This window comes from Plantactinospora mayteni (genome assembly GCF_016862935.1).
GTDB lineage: Bacteria > Actinomycetota > Actinomycetes > Mycobacteriales > Micromonosporaceae > Plantactinospora > Plantactinospora mayteni.
In genome coordinates this window covers 1-17,113 of sequence record NZ_BONX01000006.1, presented here as the reverse complement: position 1 = coordinate 17,113, position 17,113 = coordinate 1, and the positions used below count along the sequence as shown (strand labels likewise).

Here is a 17,113-nt window from a genome sequence, read left to right as displayed (position 1 = left end):
AGGTACCCGTTCCGATGACCAACACCGCGCCGCCGCTGGTGATCCGCCGCGCCACCCGCGACGACCACGGTCAGCTCGTCAAGCTGCTGGCCGAGGCATTCTTTCCCGGTCCGGTCGCGGACTGGCTCGTCCCCAACGAGACCGCCCGCCGCACCGTCTACCGCGACTACTTCCACATCTGGACCGAGCACGCGCTCCAGTACGGCATCGTCGACACCGTCAAGCTCGGCGAGGACGTTGCCGGGGTGGCGCTGTGGTACGACATGCGCGACCCGATACCGGAACCGGGCGAGGGCGGGCGTCTCGCCGCCGCCTGCGGCCGGTGGTGGCGCCGGTTCGACCTGCTCGGCGACATCTTCGCCGAGCACCACCCGACCTTGCCGCACTACTACCTGGCGTTCCTGGCCGTCACCCCAGGCCGGCAGAGGCAGGGAATCGGCAGCGCCCTGCTCGACTACCACCACGCCTACCTCGCCACCCACGGCTTGCCGGCCTACCTCGAGGCCAGCAACAGCAGGAACCGGGACCTGTACCTGCGACACGGCTACCGCACCGACGGGCCGGTCCACCTGCCCGAGAACGGCCCACCGATCTGGCCCATGCACCTGCACCCAGCAGCGGCAGGCGAGGAAGGAGCCGGACGGTGACCACCGTATTGCCGATCGTGCGGGCCAGTGCCATCGAGATCCGCGACGCGGCAGCGCTCATCGCCGCCGCCCTCCACCCACAACCGCTCGGCGCCTGGCTCGTCCCCGACGAGCACCACCGCGGACCTGTACTGACTGCATGGGCGCGGATCTGGACCGAGCACGCCTTCCTCTGGGGCCACATCCACCTCCACGACACCCGCACCGCCGTCGCGGTATGGCTCACCCACAACCGCACGACCATCGCACCAGTCGACTACCAGCGTCGGCTCACCAACGCCTGCGGCCCCCACCTGCACCGCTTCCAGATCCTGGACGAACTACTCGACAGCACCCGTCCCACCGAGCCACACCACCACCTCGTCTTCCTCGCCACCCACCCCGACCACCAGGGCGCGGGCCACGCGAACACGTTGCTGCGCCACCACGAGCCCGGCAGCCTGCCGGCCTGGAGCCAGGCCATCAGCCCAGCCGGCATCCGCCTGCTCACCAAACACGGCTTCGTCGGCCGAGACCCCGTCGCGCTACCCGACGACGCGGGACAGATCGCGCCGATGTGGCGCCCAACCCAAACGGCGCCGGACGCACAAGGTCCCTGCAGCAACCAGCAGCGGTAACCCGGTCCGGTCGTCCACCGCATGACCCGCCCTCCACTGGGCGACACGGCCCTAACCCCCAGGTGGCGGACCCGCCCCGTCGGTGCCCTCTGGGCGGGTCCGCCACCGCCCAAACGCCCGTCAACTCTCACCCAAGCAGGCCACCCAGACGAACTCCCTGGATCTTCGATGTTCACGGCGCTCGCGCCACAGTGATCCCGCTTGAACTGGTGAACCTCGTAAACCGCGAGCCCTACCCCCGGTGCATCTCTTCGCGTTCAGACAAGGATTAGACGTTGAGCGAACTGTCAGCCATTGTCGGCGTCCTGTTGCTGGTCGCCGCACTAGCCAGGGCCGGCGCCTCCTCCGTGACATGGGCGCTGTTTCGGCTGCGTCTCGCCCGACTCCTGACCGCCGGGCTGGCCTTATTCCTCATATTGATCGCACTTGCGTATATAGCCAGCGCAGTCGACCCCGAATATCCGGCCACCCCCTAACACGCCCGGCTTCATCCGTGCGGCACCTACCCCGCCGCCCTACTACATTCGCCGGACCCATGCCGCTACCGGAGTCTGAGATCACTGGAGCTGGCCGGAACTGGTGCCGACGGTACCCTCGCTGCTTGAAAAAGGAGGCAGAACGGTGTATTCGATAGGAGTGATCCACCGATTCGACGCAGCCCATCTCGTCTCGGCGGTTGCCCGCGGACTGCACGGCCACACGTTTACAGCCGTGACGCGTCTCAAGGCCGACCGCTTACGCGCGCCGGGATTCGTCGTTGATTTCGGTGCGTTGAAGGTCATCGCACGTTACATCGACGCGACCCTCGACCACCGCAATCTCAACGAGGTCCTGGGGGAAATGTCGGCCGGCAGAGATGTCGCCACTCACTTGTTGGGTTGGTGCAGGTCCAACCTCGAATTGCCGGATGGGGTAACCCTTGCGGGCGTGGTGGTCTCCGAAGGAGGGACGGGCTGGGAGGATGTTCCTCTGACCTCCTGGCGACGACGATTCGAGGCCGCCCATCACCTTCCCGGCCTCGGGGACGCACACAAGTGTTCGCGGGTTCACGGACATACCTACCAGGTCTTTGCCATCCCGGACGAGTCGCCTGATGTCGGCACCGCTTTCGCGGACGAAATGCTGATTCCCCTGGATAACTATCTTAAGGAAGGGTTCAACTACCGCTATCTGAACGAGTGGTTTCCGGTCCCGCCCACGAGTGAGAATCTCGCGCAGCATCTGTTCGCGTGGTGTGAGGAGCATCTGCCGAAGGTACGATTGGCTGCGGTCCGCGTCTCGGAGACGCCCTCGACGTGGGCTGAATACCGACGCAAGGACCTGTCGTGACGGATCTGCTGCCACGAACAGGCGACCGGACGTTGTGGGTCGCTGAGACGTTCGTAAGTGTTCAGGGCGAGGGGCCTAGCCTTGGGCGCCGTGCCTTGTTCGTTCGGCTTTCCGGCTGCCATTTGTCGTGCGTCTGGTGCGACACCCCGTACACGTGGGACAAGGGGCGGTTCGACCTCGCAGCCGAGCGGCGTGCGGTCGACGTTGACGACTTGGTCAGTACGTTTTTGGAGCAGCGGGCTGACCTGGTGGTGGTCACCGGCGGGGAGCCGCTGCTTCAACAGCCGGCGCTGGTCAACTTTCTGCAGCGGTTGGCCGCCGAAGGGGGTGGCTGCCGGGTCGAGGTAGAGACGTCGGGCACGTTGGAGCCGCGAGCGGATCTGGTGGAGCTGGTGACGGTGTTCAACGTCTCGCCGAAGCTGGCGCATTCGGGCCTAGCAGAGCACCGGCGAGTCCGACCGAAGCCGCTGTGGGCGCTGCGGGATACCGGCAAGGTCGTGTGGAAGTTCGTGGTTACCGGCCCACCCGATCTGGATGAGGTGTCCGAGTTGCTTACGCAGATCGGCGCAGGGAGTGATGGCTGGGGTGGGCCGGTCTGGGTGATGCCCGAGGGCACCACGGGCGAGCTGGTATTGGAACGCCTGCGGGCGCTTGCGGCGCCGGTGATTCAGCGTGGGTGGAACCTGACTCCTCGCCTGCACATCCTGCTGTGGGGAGACGAACGTGGACGCTGAGGTGAATGGCCTGGCGGATGCGTTTCACCGGGCGGCGATCACACCCCGGCAGTTCGCCACAAAGATCAATGAGTGGATGTCCGCGCAGGGACTGGCGCGGGACAGGATTCACCAGACGACACCGTATTCGTGGTTACGCGAAGGGCGGCGGCCCAGACCGATCACGGCATACGCGGCAGCGGCCGTGCTTTCCGACCATCTCGGGGTCCCGATCACCGCGTCACAGCTCTGGCCTGATATCGAGGTCGGGGGGCGGCTGGAGAGACTACCGATGGTGGCCGTAGCTAGATCCGTGAAGGGTGAGGCCCAGACGCTTCGTGAGCTAACGGCGGCTGCGGCTTCCCGGGCTGGGCATCTGCGGATGAGTACCTCAATGGAGCTGGCCGTTGCGGTGGAGGCCGCAGCAGGTGAGGGCTGGAAGGAGCGGCCTGGTGAGGAGCAGGAGGACAGCACACCGTTGCTGCCGCTGGTAGCCGCCCACACCTCTGGGCTGCGTGAGCTTTTCGGAACGGTTGGCAGTGACCGGGTCACGCGGCACTACGCCGGGGCCGAGTTGTCCGCTCTTGCAGCCGTCGCCGCTGAGGTGCCAGCAAGCGACACACTGGTCGTCGTTGCTGACCTCGCTCACCTGCTTGGTGAGATGGAGTTTGATGCGGGTAGAAACGGGTTCGCCGAGCGATACCTGTTGTCCGCGCTTCGGCTCAGGTATGCCGCCGCCGATCACGTAGGGATCGCTGCCACGCTGGGCACGTTGGCCGAAGTGGTCTGCAATGGACCACAGCCAGAGGCAGCCAGGAAACTAGCCACCCGCGCCATCGGCCTGTGTCCACGTGGCGAGACACTGCTGCGTGCGCGGCTTCTTACCCGTGCCGCTATGGCGGCAGCAGCCAATGGTGATGTGCGTGATTTCTCTGCGATGGCTCAGGTAATTTCTGGTCACCTCCGGATGGTCGATGACCATCCGGAGCGCAACCGACTCACTGTCGAGTCGGCCCACGCGGCGACTCTGCTGGCACGCCGGAACCCCGATGCCGCCGAATTCCTTGGGAGTGCCGTGGATGTGCTGAGTCGTGTCTGCCCGAATTCATCGCTGAGCGCCCGGGAGCGGCTGTTTTACGGGCTGGTGCTGGCAGAGGCGCAGATCATGACTGACGCTGTCGACGAAGCCGCAACTACTGTGCGAGCCGTTTCTCCGCTGCTGGTCACGGTTCGATCCGGCCGGTGCGAGCGCCTCCGGCGGCACCTGCGCGAGTATCTGATCCGGCAGGCACGTACACCTGCCGTGGCAGATGCCATCGCCGATCTGGAACAGGTCATCGGCGCCCAGCCACGGCTTCGTACAGGCACCATCACGACGCCCAGCGTTCCGCCGCACCGACCTGTAGCGAGCAACCGGGGTGTCCGTGATGTTGCTTAGCCTCGAAGGACTTCCAGGTTCCGGCAAGTCCACACAGAGTTCCCTGCTGGCCGATCGGCTCACCCGGCGAGGACTGCGGGTAGCGCTCGTGCCCGACCTGGCCACCTTGTCACTCGACAGCGTGGGCGACCGGTTGAACGCCCTGTTCGCGTCCTCGGGTGACCCGTTCCGCCGCCACGGCGACTTGCTCACTGACAGCTTCCTTGCTGCCGCCATCCGCGCTGAGATCGTCGCTACCACCATCGAGCCGGCGCGGGCGGACTACGACGTGATCATCGAGGACCGGGGCGTGCACACCATGTACGCCTACAGCCTCGCGACCGCGCTGCGGGATTATCCGGACCTCGACGCACCTCGCGTGGAGTCGTGGCTGCGCTCGGTGGGGGAGCTCGCCGGCCCACGGGCCGACATCGTGGTGTGGCTGCGACCGCCGGTCGCCACGGCGGTCCGCCGCGCGACCCTACGCTCTGGCCTGGGTTATAGCGGTGAGCAGATGTCGTACCTGAGCTACGTCGACCGCGCCTACGAACAGCTCACCGCGAACGACCCCTCCATCATTCCGGTCGATGTCCGCGACCTCGGCCCCGAGCAGGTGCACGAGCACGTCTACCAAGAGCTGTGTCGGAGATTGCCATGATCGACAACCTGGTAACCGCCCAGGGTGAGCAAGCCCGAGCCGCCCGAGCAAGGCGGCTACTGGGCGGGCTGCGCGACGCACGTATCAACCAGCCTGAGCATCAGGCGCAGGCGTTGCGCGACCTCGGCCTGGATCCCGTCGCCGGCGGCCGTAACAACGACGTCTACCAGTGGTCGGACGCCGACGCCACACCGATCTGCGTGAAGGTCTACCGGGTCGACGAACGACGCCGCCTGGAGCGGGAGTGGAACGCTCTCACGCTGCTCGCCAGCGCGGGCGTTGACGGCATTCCCCGCCCGCTGTGGTGCCTCGATGACCCTGCCATGCCGGTGATCGGCATGACGCTCCTGCCCGGAACATCGGTTCCCGACCTGCCTGATCCGGTACCGGCGGTCACCGCGATGCCGGACCTGCTCCGCCGCATCCACGCCGCACCGCTGACGGCCGGATTCTCCCGGCTGCCCCGTATCGACTCTGCCGAGCACTACGTCGAGCGGATCAACCGCACATGGGCGGTGCAACTGCTCCAGCACGAGCGGGACGAGCTGACCATCGAATTGCGTGGCCTGCTCGGCCGATGGCGCCGCAGCGGCGATGGTGACGTGGCCTGCGAGTGGCGACCCCGCACCTTCTCACGCGGCGACGCGAACCTGATCAACTGGCTGTGGGACGGTCACACCATCCGGGTGGTCGACTTCGAGTTCTGCGGCCACAGCGACCTGGTGTTCGACGCCGCGGACCTGATCGAGCACATCAGCGGCCGACTGATCCCCGACGACATCTGGCAGGCGCTCCTACCCGAGCTGGGCGTCGCGCCACAGGAACAACAACGATTCCGCGCCTGCCAGCGCACCTGCGCGCTGCGCTGGCTCGCCGTGCTCTGGAAGCAACGCGACCAGCGAGCCGCGGAGTTCGGCACTCAACTCACCCGCGTCCGGCACCTGTTCACCGACCTGCCCTGACCCCGTTGCGGTACCAACCCTGGAGAGGACCCTCTCGTGCTCGGTATCAACCTGTGCTTCGCCGTCAAGCGCTACCTCGAACCGCACGCCTGGGCCCGGTTCGTCCGGGAAGACCTCGGCCTCAGCGTCGTGCAGTTCACCTTCGACCTGGCCGACCCGTGGTGGCCTGCCGACGACCGTGCCCGGATCGTCGAGCAGGTCCGTAAGGCTGCCGACGACTGGCAGCTCACCATCCACTCGGCGTTCGTCGGACTGGCTCACTACGTGCCCGCCGGACTGCTGGACCCGGACCCGGACGCCCGTCGGCTGGCTATCACGTGGTGGACCCGAGCCGCGTTCATGGCCGGCGAGCTGGGCGCCACCGCCGTGGGTGGCCCCCTCGGCACAATGAGCGTGCGTGACGCCGCCGATTTCGTCCACCGTGAGCAGCGCTACCGGGACCTGCTGGACGCCCTCGACGTCATCGGCGGGCAGGTGCGACAGGCCGGACTCGACCACTTGCTCATCGAACCCACCCCGATTGCCCGGGAGATCCCCCACAACGTCGCCCAGTGCAAGCAACTCGCCGCCGACCTGCACGAGCGCGGGGTGCCGTTCGGCTTCGCCGTGGACACCGGCCACACCGTGTACGAGCCGCTGTACGGGCCGAACGCGAACGTCGGGGACTGGCTCGACGCTCTCGCCAGCGACACCAAGCTGATTCACCTCGACAACACCGACCGTCAGGGTGACCCGCACTGGGGCTGGCCGCACGAGCGGGGTCGCTTCGACGTCGCCGATTTCGCCGCCCGCCTGGACGTCGCTGGGCTGGCCGACATCCCGGTGATGCTGGAGATCTACCCCCGGTTCGAGGACGACGACGACCAGGTGCGCGCCACGCTGCTCAGCTCGGTGGCCCACTGCACCCCGTACATCCCTGCCTGACCAGGCACCCAGGTACCGCCCCATTCATGAGGTATCGCTGATGTCGTTCTGGAATCGTTTCCCCTCCAACCGCCTGCTGGTCGACCTGTCGCTGTGGTCCGCTGACCTGACCGACCTCGCCACAGACGTCCGACGCACCGCCCCGTTCGCCGACCTGTTCCACATCGACGTCGCGGACGGGCACTTCGTGGACCAGTTGCTGTTCTTCCCCGACGTGGTCGCGGCGCTGCGGCGTCTGACGAGCACACCAATGCATGTCCACCTCATGGTCGACAATCCTGCCCGCATCGCCCCGGCGTTCGCCGAGGCCGGCGCCGACCTCATCACCGTGCACGCCGAAACCGAGCACGTATCGCAGGCGATCAACGTGATCCGAAGTCACGGCAAGGCAGCGGGGCTGGCACTGCGGCTCGACACCGACCCCGCCACCATCGTCGACCACTTGGCCCAGGTGGACGCCGTTGTCGCGATCTGCACCCCGCTGGGCAGCAAGGGCACCGACGCCAGCTCCGAAATGCCAGCGCGGATACAGGCCCTGCGGCACCTGATCAGCCAGCACCCACGCCGCGCCGCGATCCGGATCGTCGCTGACGGCGGAATCCGCCGGCACACCGTTCCCCGCTTCGCTGAGGCCGGCGTGCACGCCGTCGTGGCCGGCTCGCTCGTGTTCGAGGCACCCGATCCCGCCGACACGGTTGACTGGTTGCGTGCCGCCGGTCTGTGGGCGGCCGGCTCATGATCCGCGTGGTCAGCCTCGATCTGTGGGGCACCCTCATCGACATGGGCGACCGGGACGCTGCCCGCGCGTGGCGACTGCGCGAGTTCGCGCTCGTCCTAGAGGAGTTCGGCCATCCCGTGGACGCCGGAGCACTACAGGAAGCGACCGACGACGCGCACCGAGAGCACCTGCGTCGTCAACGGCACCACGGCGAACAGCTCGCTCCGCGCGCCCAGATTGCCGACGTGTTGGCCCGGCTGGACGTGCCGTTCCGGGATGACTTGCTGGACGTGCTGGTCGTCGTTCACACACACGCCGTCCTGCGGGCCTGTCCGGAACCGGCGCCGGGCGCCCATGAGGTGCTGCGGCAGCTCCACGATTCGGGCCGCCGGGTCGTGGTCAGCTCGAACACGCTGACCAGCGTCGGAAAGGTCGTACGCTCGATCCTCGAATACCGGGGACTTGCGGACCTCGTCGACGGCGTGTACTTCTCCGACGAGCTGGGCGTGGCCAAGCCGCATCCCAGTTACTTCCGCGCTGTCGCCGATGAGGTACACGCTGATCCGACGGAGATCCTGCACCTTGGCGATGACTGGCGTACCGACGTGCGGGGCGCCACCGAGGCCGGATGGCAGGCCGTCTGGTTCAACCCTGCCGGCGCAACGGCACCGGCAATGGCAGTCGTCCAGGACATCGCCCGGTTCGACATGCTCGTGCCCCTGCTCGACCTGCCCTCCACCGCTCCCGACAGCGCCCCATTCCCACGCCGACCCACCCGGAAGGTCGCAGGAGGCCCGATCTCGTGACTGCCGCTACCAATTTCAGCCGTGGCACAGACCTCCGCGCCGCTCTTCCGCTCGGCTGGGGCTTCCACCACGCCACCTACCAGCCCGGCCACGGGTTGCGCCTCAACGGCCGACCGTACGCCGGCACCACGCGTCGCCTCGCCGACATGCTCCGGCCACCGGGCGGCCCCTACTTCCTCGACGTCCCCGCACTCCATCAGGCGGTCCGGACCGGAGACAACCCGGTCATGTACGACGCCTACCGGGACATCCTGCCGCAGCGACCCGCCTGCACCGACGCGGAAATAGGCGAGGGCTGGTCGGCCGACCTGGTGATCTACCCGGCCGGTGTCCTCGCAACCGGCGAGCCGATCCGCTCAACAGGCCACTGGAACGGCGCGAACCAGTTGGAGATCTTTCAAACCCTTGCCGGACGCAACCTCATGATCGTCAGTGGGTGGCGGCCGGACGGCAGCCGCTATCTCTACCAGCACACCTCGGGGCCAGGTGACCTGGTGGTCGTGCCCTTCGGTGCCTGGCACCTCACCTACGTGCTCGACGCCCCCACCGCCGTGTTCAACATCTACGCCGATCGGCTCCGCCCCGCACGCGGACCCAGCAGCCGCGCCGCCGGCAAGGACAGCCAGTTCAAGTACGGGCGCCGCGATCCTCTCCGTATCGCGATGCGCAACCGCGACGGCGGACTATGCCTTGAAGGGCCCGACCTCACGCCGTGGGGTAGGCCGCAGCCCTGCGACGGCATCCCGCACTGGCTCAGCCACAACCTCGGTCCAGAGAAGTCGCTGTGCGAGCTGTACATCACCCGATCTGTCGGACTGCTGGAGCAACTCATGACCGCCGCCGACACGGCCTGGAAGAACCAGGATTGGCCCTTCGGATGACCGATCCGCTCCGTGCCGCGATCTCGCAGCTTCCCGCCCCCGGGGCCAGCCCCACCACCATCGTCTTCCGACAGCACACGGCATCGGTAGCCCTGACCTGCGACCTGCCCACCGCGCTGACAGCCGCGACCAGCACCCTCTACTCGTACACGACCCATCCTGCCGGACCCGCCGCCTGGCAGATCGTCATCGTCGCCGAACCGCCCACGAATCCCGCCGCGTGGGACTGCGCGTTTGCCGGCACCATCACCCGCGACATCGGCCCCAACGTCTCCGCGAGGAAGCTCGCGCTATTCGGGCTCGATGTGTGGTGGATACCGGACCGGTCGAGCCTCATCCGGCTCGACCCCCGCCGCCGCCTCATCCTGGTCAACTGCCCGCCCGATGCCGCTCGTGACTGGTCCACCCGGCTGACCCGGCAGGCTATGACCGCCCAACTACTCCGACAAGGCGTCGTTTACGCCCACGCTGCCGCGTTCATCTACCGCGGGCAGGGCATCGCCGTCGCCGGGCTCAAGGGTGCGGGCAAGACCACCACACTGATCGCCGCCCTACGACACCTCGGCGCCGACTTCGTCACCAACGACCGGCTCCTCCTGCACACCGACGGCAAGACGCTCGTCGGACACGCATGGCCCCATCGGCTCCACATCGGCGCCGGGACGCTGCACGCTTACTCCGACTTCACCGCGCTCGCCGCCACGTCCGACACGAAAGCCACGGTCGAACCACCCGACATCCCCGGCCTGTTGACCTCGGGCAGCATCCGCAACGCCTGCCACCTCACGGTCATGCTGTGGCCGACCCTGACACTCGATCAGCCAACGCCTGGGGCCGCTGAGCCTGTGGAGCCGGAAGAGGTACGCGCAACCCTCATCGGCACCCGGTTCTTCACCGTCGACCGGGCTCGCGGGTACGCCGCCCGCATCAACCACTGGCTCATCCCACAGCCGGAATCGGACCGGAACGCGCACATCCGGGCAGCGGCGGAAGCTGTCGCAAATACGGTGCCCTGCTTCCGCCTCCCTGTGGGACCGAGTCCTGCCGGCACGGCGGCTGGACTCGCCGAGGTGATCTGGCGTGCCACCGGGTAAGGAATCAGGCCGGCAGATGCCCGCCCTCTCGCATCGCCGCCCGCACCAGCTCCGTGACTGGCAGAGCCAAGGGTTCGGCCACGGCGATCGTGATCGCCGAGGTGCAGTCGTGCGGCGATCCATCGACGTCGACCACCACCGCCCCGGCTTCCCGCGCGATCACCACACCCGCCGCCATGTCCCACACCCGATTACCAAGCGTGATACTCGCGTCGAGTGCACCCTCGGCAACCCACACCAGATCCATTGCCGCCGACCCCAGCATCCGCACCCGCTGGACCTGGTCCGCCAGGCGACGATGCAACGACACCGCCGCACGGTTCCGGGACGCTGCCCCCGCCCCCGTGCCGTAGTCACCGACCGCGACAACAGCCTGATCCAGTGCATGCCGGCGAGAGGCCATGATCGGTTGCCCATTGCGGAACGCGCCCCGCCCCTCCGCCGCCCAGTAACTGGTGCCCAGGAACGGCGCCGCGATGACCCCGAGCACCGCCCGGTCACCGCGCCGAAGCGCCAGCGAGACCGCGCACAGCGGAATTCCGTGGACGAAGTTCACCGTGCCGTCCACCGGATCCAGCACCCACTGCTCATCCACCACACCCGGCGGGAAGCCGTACTCCTCGCCGCCGAACGCCACGCCAGGTGCGTGCTGATGAAGGAAGTCCCGCACCAGCCGCTCGACCGCGAGATCGACGTCGGACACGAGATCCCGATCACCCTTCGCCGCAACCGCCCCCGGCAAGTGGTCGCGCACGTAGGCAGCCGCGCACGCCACCGCTGCGCGCGCCACCGCCAACCACGCATCCAGATCATGCCCCTCACGGGATCGGCCCGCTTGTATCACCTGGTCTGGCACATCCACGCGACCAGTCTTCTCGCCCAAGCCGGTCGACCACCCGATACACGGGCAACATTCACAACTTTCACGCCTCTCCAGCCTTCACCCCGCCGCGAGCCACTGGTCGACTGGTAGGGCCACATCCAAGCGGGAGTGAGATCCAGTGACCACGATGTCAACCGCCAATACCAGAAGCACGCGGGACCGGACGACGGTCCAACAACGTGCCGCGGTCATCACGATCGAGGGCGTATGGGGTGCAGGCAAGACCACCTGCGCCCGCCGGCTCGGCGAACACCTCGCTTCACTCGGGTTCACCACCCGCGTGGTCGCCTACGGCGCCCGCCACGGTGTCCTCGCGGACCTCTCCGACTTCCTCGAACACCACCCGCTACGCAGCCGCACCGGCATCGGCGGCTTCACCGTACCGCACCACGCCATCATCGACCTGTTCCTGCGGCTGTGCCGAGAAGCCGACCACCAGACCCGGGTCTACCAGGCCGCATGCCGGGAGAACCAGGTAGTAATCATCGACCACGGCGTCTACCTCAAGATGGCCTACTACCTGACCATCCTCGCCGAGCGGAACCCCGACGTACCCCAACACACCCTGCTGCCCCAACTTCGCGCGTGCACCGACCTGTGGTGGCTACACCCCGACCTCGCCATCCACCTCGACGTGCCCTGGCCCCTGGCCCGGGAACGCGCCATCGCCCGCGGCAGGGGCGACGGCAACCCCGCCGCCGTCGAGCGCCTGCTCTTCCTGCCCGCCTTGGCCGAGAACTACCAGCGCGTCCTAGCCGAGCGTCCCGGGTCGGTCCGTCGCATCACCGTCGGCCTGCGCGACGCCGACGATGTCGCCTGCAAAGCCGCCCAGTACGCCCGCCACCTCCTGAAGGTACCCGCCGAATGAGGACCAGCCCCATGACCGACCGACAGCTCCTGCTCTTCTCTGCTGGCCTCGACAGCTTTCCCGCCTGGCACTACCTCGGCCAACCACCCGCCCTATACGTCGACATCCGCCATCGCTACCGCGCACCCGAGCTACAGGCCATCGCCGCCCTCGCCGACCGGTGCGGTATCAACCTCACCATCAGCACCGAACTCGACCTGTCCGCCTGGCACGGCGACGACGTGATCATCCCCATGCGCAACGTCTTCCTCGCCATGATCGCCTCACGGCACGCTGACGCGATCTGGTGCATCGGCGTCAAGGGCGACCACACCCTCGACAAGTCGCCCGACGCCTTCGAGCAAATGTCACAGTCCCTCAGCTCCTTCGCCGGTCGACCCATCACCATCGCCAGCCCGTTCTGGGACATGACCAAGACCGACATCGTCGCCTGGTACCTCGCCCAAGGACTGCCCGCCGACAACCTCTTACTCACCTTCTCGTGCACCGAGTCCGGCAACGCCAGCGTGCACTGCGGCACCTGCCCGAGTTGTCTCCGGCGATGGATTGCCCTGGCCAACAACAACATCACCACCGCAGAGTTCGCCTCGCCGCCCTGGCAGTGGCACCGCGTCACCGACTACTACCTGCCAGCCATGCGCGCTGGCCGCTACCCCGAGCACCGCGCCGCAGAGCTGGTCTCCGCCCTCGCCACCGTCGGCATCCGCCCCTGACCGGCCGCTCGACCCGAACCACCCCAGGAGAGCAATCGTGGCAACGCCCAGCGCCTACATCGCCGCCCCCCTGTTCAACGACGCCGAGAAGGCGTTCAACCTCGCCGTCGACCAAGCGCTCCGCGACGCCGGACTACGCACCTACCTGCCACAACGCGATGGAGGCGAGGCCGCCCCCCTCGTCCGCCAGGGCCTTGACGAGCACACCGTTCGCAGCCGCCTCTTCGCGGGGGACGTCGCCGCCGTCCGCGACTGCGACCTCCTGGTATTCATCCTCGACGGCCGCGTACCCGACGAAGGAGGCTGCGTGGAACTCGGCATGGCATACGCCTGGGACAAGCCCTGCTTCGGCCTCCAAACCGACTCACGCCGCTTCGGAGGCACCGACTCCAACAACCTCATGATCGACTACGCCCTCGGGGGCGGAACAGCCCGCACGATCGACGACCTGATGAGGCTGATAGGTCGACATCTCGACTTGCCGGATTCGACCGAGTAAACGATGGTCCCCACCAGCCCATCACCACGCCCTGAGCAGCCCGCCAATCCTGAGATCGCGCTGCTCGAACTCGTTTGTCTACCCACTCCTTACGAGCAGACGTATCCGCTCGCCAGCCTCACCCTGAGTCATCCGCACCTGCGGTGGGGAGGGCTAATCGAACTGGCGGTCGACCACAAGGTGCTCTGCCTTCTTGCCGATTATCTCACCCATACCGGACTGCTCCATGAGCAGAAACCGCACCGCGCCCGATTCCTCGCACGCCAACTCCGGCTCAATCAATACACCCTGCACTACCACCGCCGCGAAGCCGCCCGAATCGCGCAGGCATTCACTGACGCGAGCATCCCCTATGCCGCCGTTTCCGGCATCGCTGTCGAATCAACCCTGTACTACGGCCGCGGCGAGCGGCCCCTCAGCGACATCGACCTCGTCATCGAGCACTCCCGGTTGGCCGCTGCGGACACTGTCCTGACCAAGCTTGGATACCAGCCAATCGGCCAAACACGCCGCCGCAGCGTCGGCCCGTACACCCGAACCCTGGCCGACCCGCTCGTGCCCCGGATCGTCGTCGACCTCACCCACCAGCTCAACGAAGTCGCGGTCGACTACGCCCCTTTTATGGCAGAGATGGTACGCCGACGCACCGCACAACCAATCCCAGGATCTCCCGATGTCCTCCTCTCCGTGCCCCAACGAGCTGTCCACGCCGCATACGCCACCATCGCCCTCTGGGACAAGGCACACCGGTCGCGCCAACTCACCCTGCTCTCCTGCGCGGACCTTCTACGGCTCTGGCACCACGCAATCCAAGCCGGCGAGGCCGATGCTGCCCGCCAAGTAATCGTCGACCACAATGCGCGATCCCAAGCCGACTGGGTATTCCGTCGCCTCGACAGGGCCATGGGATCGAACATCACCAACGCATTGAAACTTGACCCCCAAATCGGGCCGCCGGCACCCCACGTTGCCGACGACTTGGCCACCCTGCTGTACGGCAACCAATCATGATCATCGCCATCACGGGACTTCCTGGAACCGGCAAGAGCACCCTCGCAAGGCAACTCGCCAAGGCCCTGCACGCACGGGTGCTCGACAAAGATCACATCCGCGCCGCACTCTTCGGGTTTGAAGGCACCACCTACACGAGAGGTCAAGACGACTTCGTCGTCGGGATCATCTACCGAACAACCGCGCGACTCCTCGCCGAAGATCCCACCCGAACCGTCATCCTCGACGGCCGAACCTACAGCCAGACCTACCAGGTTGAGGCTGTTCGTCGTCTCGCAACGAGCCTCCGTCAGCCCCTCAAGATCATCGAGTGTCGCTGCGACGACACAACCGCTCGCAACCGGCTCCGGCGCGACCGCACCGCCGACAACCACCCTGCCGCCAACCGGGACCCGAGCCTCCACAGCACCCTCAAGGCCCAAGCCCACCCCATCCCGGGCCCCAAACTCGTCATCGATACGAACAAGCCGCAATCAGAGGTCCTGCATGCCTGCCTGGACTACCTTTCGAACTAACTGAAGATCCTCGGCACCCGTCACCGAATACTCCCGCGTTCCTTCTTCGCGCCACCCGCCCGGACAGTCTATCCTCGGCAGCATGCGAGCCGTCTTCTGCGACCTCAACGGCTCCTGCCGAGCCCATCGGTGATCGAGGGGAACGAGCCATCTCGCCGCTGCCAAACGCGGACATTCAAGGCTCTCGCCGACCTTGCGGCCTCAAACTACATCTGCCCAATAATCACAAACCAAGGAAGGATCAGCCACGGACTCTTCACGATCGAGTACTTCCATTTGATGTGTGCAGAATTCATACAGCAAGCCGCGTTTCACGGAGCCCGCCTATACCCGTCTACGTCTGCCCGCACGATATCGGCGCTGCCTGCTCGTGCCGCAAGCCCCAACCTCCCCTTTCGAGGAAGCGATCGGAAGCCATCGCATTCGACCAGAAGACTCATGGGTCGTCGGGGACACCGGCGCCGATCTAGCGGCTGCGCACCGCCCGTCCAAGTACGCCTGCCGCCTCGGCCTCGGCGTGCCACGTTCCCTCGCCGTATCCGTCGGGGAACGCGGGGACTGAGCCATGACTCGTCGGTCGGATTCGACCGACGCGGTCCTGAGCTCTCGTGAGCAATCAGCGGCTCTGCGTATCCGCGTATTCGTGCATAGCCTTTTGTGCCAGGACGTCGATGTCTACGAGAATGTGGCGCGGCGGCGCGCCTAGGTCGAGCGGGTGATGCACGACGTCGATTTCGGTGTTGCGGATCCGGCGGCGGCCGGGCTCCGACGTGCCCTGAGCGTAGATGAGCCACCCAAGGCGCAGCTTCAGCGCCGTGCAGTACGCGAGCATCTGGTAGGCGTCAGCGTTTGGGTAGCCGGAGCTGGCGCCTTCAAGCTTGTACTTCGCGTCGAAGACCGCGACGGGCCGGTCGTTGACGACGTGGACAACATCGGGCCGGATGGGGATAGTCCGGTCAACGTCGAGGTGCGCCGGGTACTGGCCATCGGTGTGCCCCGGATACGGGGCCAGCGCCTCGCGCAGGGCGGTGGTGACGAAGTCCTCGAAGACCTTGGCCATGTTCACGACGAACGCGGCCATGGTGACGTCGCCAGGCCCAGGCTCTGCGGACTGGTAGCGGAGGACCAGCTGGGCCAACCTGAGCGCGGGCGCGTACCGCGCGTTCAGCCGACTCGTACGCCAGGCCGGTAGGGGCGCTCCATACGGAAGCACCCGCACGCCGTCGAGTCGACCGTCCAGATGGGCGAGGCGGGCTCGCGCGCCGGCCGGCAACCGGGGAACCGCCATCATGCGCCGCAGAGCAGTGCGCAGGATCTGGTTCTCGGCAATGTCCGCGGCGTACTCGTCAAAGCGGACCTCGATCGGCAGCGGTACGCCGGGACGGCGGGCGAACTGATCCGCGAACCGGATCCGCCCGCGGACCAGCGGCAGCGACTCGTCGACCGACACGTACCCCTGTAGGACGCCTGGGGCGAGCGCGCGTTCAGCCTGCCGGATCAGCGACTCGGACAGCGCCGGCCACAGATCTGGTTCGGGTATCGCGGTGACGTCTTCTGGTCGGAACCCCGGATCCAGGGCGTAGCCAAGCAGGAACAGCAGTCGGGCGATCCCCACCTTTGGCTGCACCTGGACGTCGAGTCCACCGATCCGGACCGCGCCGACCTTGCCAGTCGGCAGCAGGCGCCACCAACCGCCGCCCTCGGGATGCACCTCGACGAGTCCGGTGCTGCTCAGCGCGCTCGCGGTATCGTCGTCGAGCTGCCTCAGCGCGCCAGTCCTGTCGAGTTCGCCAAGGTTGGCCGGCAGCGCGCTCATTCCGACGGTGACGCTTCGTCAGGGTTACTCGGTGAGGTGCCA

At 66.9% G+C, this 17,113-nt stretch carries 20 protein-coding genes; 18 read left to right on the top strand and 2 right to left on the bottom strand.

All coding sequences use genetic code 11. From position 1 onward, the window contains the following. The first annotated feature begins 14 nt into the window (after positions 1-14). The 13 genes from Pma05_RS05465 to Pma05_RS05405 all read left to right on the top strand — a co-directional run bounded on the left by Pma05_RS05465 (position 15) and on the right by Pma05_RS05405 (position 10,766). Complete coding sequence (locus Pma05_RS05465) at positions 15-647, top strand: GNAT family N-acetyltransferase (RefSeq protein ID WP_203856195.1); 633 nt, start codon at positions 15-17, stop codon at positions 645-647. Next, positions 644-1,264, top strand: a complete 621-nt coding sequence (locus tag Pma05_RS05460) for an N-acetyltransferase (protein WP_203856194.1) — start codon at positions 644-646, stop codon at positions 1,262-1,264. The genes Pma05_RS05465 and Pma05_RS05460 overlap by 4 nt, the downstream gene beginning before the upstream one ends. Positions 1,265-1,539: 275 nt before the next feature. Continuing rightward, the gene (locus Pma05_RS05455; RefSeq protein WP_203856193.1) at positions 1,540-1,740 is read left to right on the top strand and encodes a hypothetical protein; all 201 of its coding nucleotides are present in this window, start codon (positions 1,540-1,542) and stop codon (positions 1,738-1,740) included. 103 nt (positions 1,741-1,843) lie between these two features. Beyond that, complete coding sequence (locus Pma05_RS05450) at positions 1,844-2,593, top strand: 6-carboxytetrahydropterin synthase (RefSeq protein ID WP_307836837.1); 750 nt, start codon at positions 1,844-1,846, stop codon at positions 2,591-2,593. Next, complete coding sequence (locus Pma05_RS05445; protein ID WP_203856192.1) at positions 2,590-3,327, top strand: 7-carboxy-7-deazaguanine synthase QueE; 738 nt, start codon at positions 2,590-2,592, stop codon at positions 3,325-3,327. The genes Pma05_RS05450 and Pma05_RS05445 overlap by 4 nt, the downstream gene beginning before the upstream one ends. Next, positions 3,317-4,744: an NsdA family TPR-like regulatory protein gene (locus Pma05_RS05440; RefSeq protein WP_203856191.1), complete on the top strand. Its 1,428-nt coding sequence runs from the start codon at positions 3,317-3,319 to the stop codon at positions 4,742-4,744. Before Pma05_RS05445 ends, Pma05_RS05440 begins: the two co-directional genes overlap by 11 nt. Further along, positions 4,734-5,381 carry a dTMP kinase gene (locus tag Pma05_RS05435; RefSeq protein WP_203856190.1) on the top strand — a complete coding sequence of 216 codons (648 nt, stop codon included), beginning with the start codon at positions 4,734-4,736 and terminating at the stop codon, positions 5,379-5,381. The genes Pma05_RS05440 and Pma05_RS05435 overlap by 11 nt, the downstream gene beginning before the upstream one ends. Beyond that, a complete protein-coding gene (locus tag Pma05_RS05430; protein WP_203856189.1) occupies positions 5,378-6,343 on the top strand; it encodes an aminoglycoside phosphotransferase family protein in 966 nt (321 codons plus the stop codon). The genes Pma05_RS05435 and Pma05_RS05430 overlap by 4 nt, the downstream gene beginning before the upstream one ends. Before the next feature lie 36 nt (positions 6,344-6,379). Beyond that, positions 6,380-7,267: a sugar phosphate isomerase/epimerase family protein gene (locus Pma05_RS05425; protein ID WP_203856188.1), complete on the top strand. Its 888-nt coding sequence runs from the start codon at positions 6,380-6,382 to the stop codon at positions 7,265-7,267. A 40-nt stretch (positions 7,268-7,307) separates the two neighbouring features. Next, a complete protein-coding gene (locus Pma05_RS05420) occupies positions 7,308-8,006 on the top strand; it encodes a ribulose-phosphate 3-epimerase (protein WP_203856187.1) in 699 nt (232 codons plus the stop codon). Further along, positions 8,003-8,791: an HAD family hydrolase gene (locus Pma05_RS05415; protein ID WP_203856186.1), complete on the top strand. Its 789-nt coding sequence runs from the start codon at positions 8,003-8,005 to the stop codon at positions 8,789-8,791. The genes Pma05_RS05420 and Pma05_RS05415 overlap by 4 nt, the downstream gene beginning before the upstream one ends. 227 nt (positions 8,792-9,018) lie before the next feature. Further along, on the top strand, positions 9,019-9,672 hold the full coding sequence (locus Pma05_RS05410; protein ID WP_203856185.1) for a cupin domain-containing protein: 654 nt from the start codon (positions 9,019-9,021) through the stop codon (positions 9,670-9,672). Then, positions 9,669-10,766 (top strand): hypothetical protein, encoded by a 1,098-nt coding sequence (locus Pma05_RS05405; RefSeq protein ID WP_203856184.1) that lies wholly within the window; start codon positions 9,669-9,671, stop codon positions 10,764-10,766. The genes Pma05_RS05410 and Pma05_RS05405 overlap by 4 nt, the downstream gene beginning before the upstream one ends. Before the next feature lie 4 nt (positions 10,767-10,770). Here Pma05_RS05405 and Pma05_RS05400 read toward each other — a convergent pair whose 3' ends face one another. Beyond that, a complete protein-coding gene (locus tag Pma05_RS05400) occupies positions 10,771-11,628 on the bottom strand; it encodes an inositol monophosphatase family protein (protein WP_203856183.1) in 858 nt (285 codons plus the stop codon). A gap of 148 nt (positions 11,629-11,776) precedes the next feature. Between Pma05_RS05400 and Pma05_RS05395 the strand changes: the two genes are divergently transcribed. Genes Pma05_RS05395 through Pma05_RS05375 form a run of 5 tightly spaced genes read left to right on the top strand, consistent with a single transcriptional unit; the run spans position 11,777 to position 15,255 of the window. Further along, positions 11,777-12,517, top strand: a complete 741-nt coding sequence (locus Pma05_RS05395; protein ID WP_203856182.1) for a nucleoside/nucleotide kinase family protein — start codon at positions 11,777-11,779, stop codon at positions 12,515-12,517. Positions 12,518-12,528: 11 nt separating this feature from the next. Then, positions 12,529-13,230: a 7-cyano-7-deazaguanine synthase gene (locus tag Pma05_RS05390; RefSeq protein ID WP_203856181.1), complete on the top strand. Its 702-nt coding sequence runs from the start codon at positions 12,529-12,531 to the stop codon at positions 13,228-13,230. Between the two features lie 37 nt (positions 13,231-13,267). Beyond that, entirely contained in the window at positions 13,268-13,729 is a 462-nt protein-coding gene (locus tag Pma05_RS05385) for a nucleoside 2-deoxyribosyltransferase (protein ID WP_203856180.1), read from the top strand. A gap of 3 nt (positions 13,730-13,732) precedes the next feature. After that, entirely contained in the window at positions 13,733-14,740 is a 1,008-nt protein-coding gene (locus tag Pma05_RS05380) for a nucleotidyltransferase family protein (RefSeq protein ID WP_203856179.1), read from the top strand. Next, complete coding sequence (locus tag Pma05_RS05375) at positions 14,737-15,255, top strand: P-loop nucleotide/nucleoside kinase family protein (RefSeq protein ID WP_203856178.1); 519 nt, start codon at positions 14,737-14,739, stop codon at positions 15,253-15,255. Before Pma05_RS05380 ends, Pma05_RS05375 begins: the two co-directional genes overlap by 4 nt. A 616-nt stretch (positions 15,256-15,871) precedes the next feature. Here Pma05_RS05375 and Pma05_RS05370 read toward each other — a convergent pair. Next, a complete protein-coding gene (locus tag Pma05_RS05370) occupies positions 15,872-17,071 on the bottom strand; it encodes an McrC family protein (RefSeq protein WP_203856177.1) in 1,200 nt (399 codons plus the stop codon). Between the last annotated feature and the right edge of the window lie 42 nt (positions 17,072-17,113).

Excerpts from the sequence above, each read along its gene's own strand:
- Pma05_RS05465 (WP_203856195.1), top strand. The coding sequence starts at position 15 with ATGACCAACACCGCGCCGCCGCTGGTGATCCGCCGCGCCACCCGCGAC.
- Pma05_RS05435 (WP_203856190.1), top strand. The coding sequence starts at position 4,734 with ATGTTGCTTAGCCTCGAAGGACTTCCAGGTTCCGGCAAGTCCACACAG.
- Pma05_RS05430 (WP_203856189.1), top strand. The coding sequence starts at position 5,378 with ATGATCGACAACCTGGTAACCGCCCAGGGTGAGCAAGCCCGAGCCGCC.
- Pma05_RS05420 (WP_203856187.1), top strand. The coding sequence starts at position 7,308 with ATGTCGTTCTGGAATCGTTTCCCCTCCAACCGCCTGCTGGTCGACCTG.
- Pma05_RS05415 (WP_203856186.1), top strand. The coding sequence starts at position 8,003 with ATGATCCGCGTGGTCAGCCTCGATCTGTGGGGCACCCTCATCGACATG.
- Pma05_RS05410 (WP_203856185.1), top strand. The coding sequence starts at position 9,019 with ATGTACGACGCCTACCGGGACATCCTGCCGCAGCGACCCGCCTGCACC.
- Pma05_RS05405 (WP_203856184.1), top strand. The coding sequence starts at position 9,669 with ATGACCGATCCGCTCCGTGCCGCGATCTCGCAGCTTCCCGCCCCCGGG.
- Pma05_RS05395 (WP_203856182.1), top strand. The coding sequence starts at position 11,777 with ATGTCAACCGCCAATACCAGAAGCACGCGGGACCGGACGACGGTCCAA.
- Pma05_RS05390 (WP_203856181.1), top strand. The coding sequence starts at position 12,529 with ATGACCGACCGACAGCTCCTGCTCTTCTCTGCTGGCCTCGACAGCTTT.
- Pma05_RS05380 (WP_203856179.1), top strand. The coding sequence starts at position 13,733 with ATGGTCCCCACCAGCCCATCACCACGCCCTGAGCAGCCCGCCAATCCT.
- Pma05_RS05375 (WP_203856178.1), top strand. The coding sequence starts at position 14,737 with ATGATCATCGCCATCACGGGACTTCCTGGAACCGGCAAGAGCACCCTC.
- Pma05_RS05370 (WP_203856177.1), bottom strand. The coding sequence starts at position 17,071 with ATGAGCGCGCTGCCGGCCAACCTTGGCGAACTCGACAGGACTGGCGCG.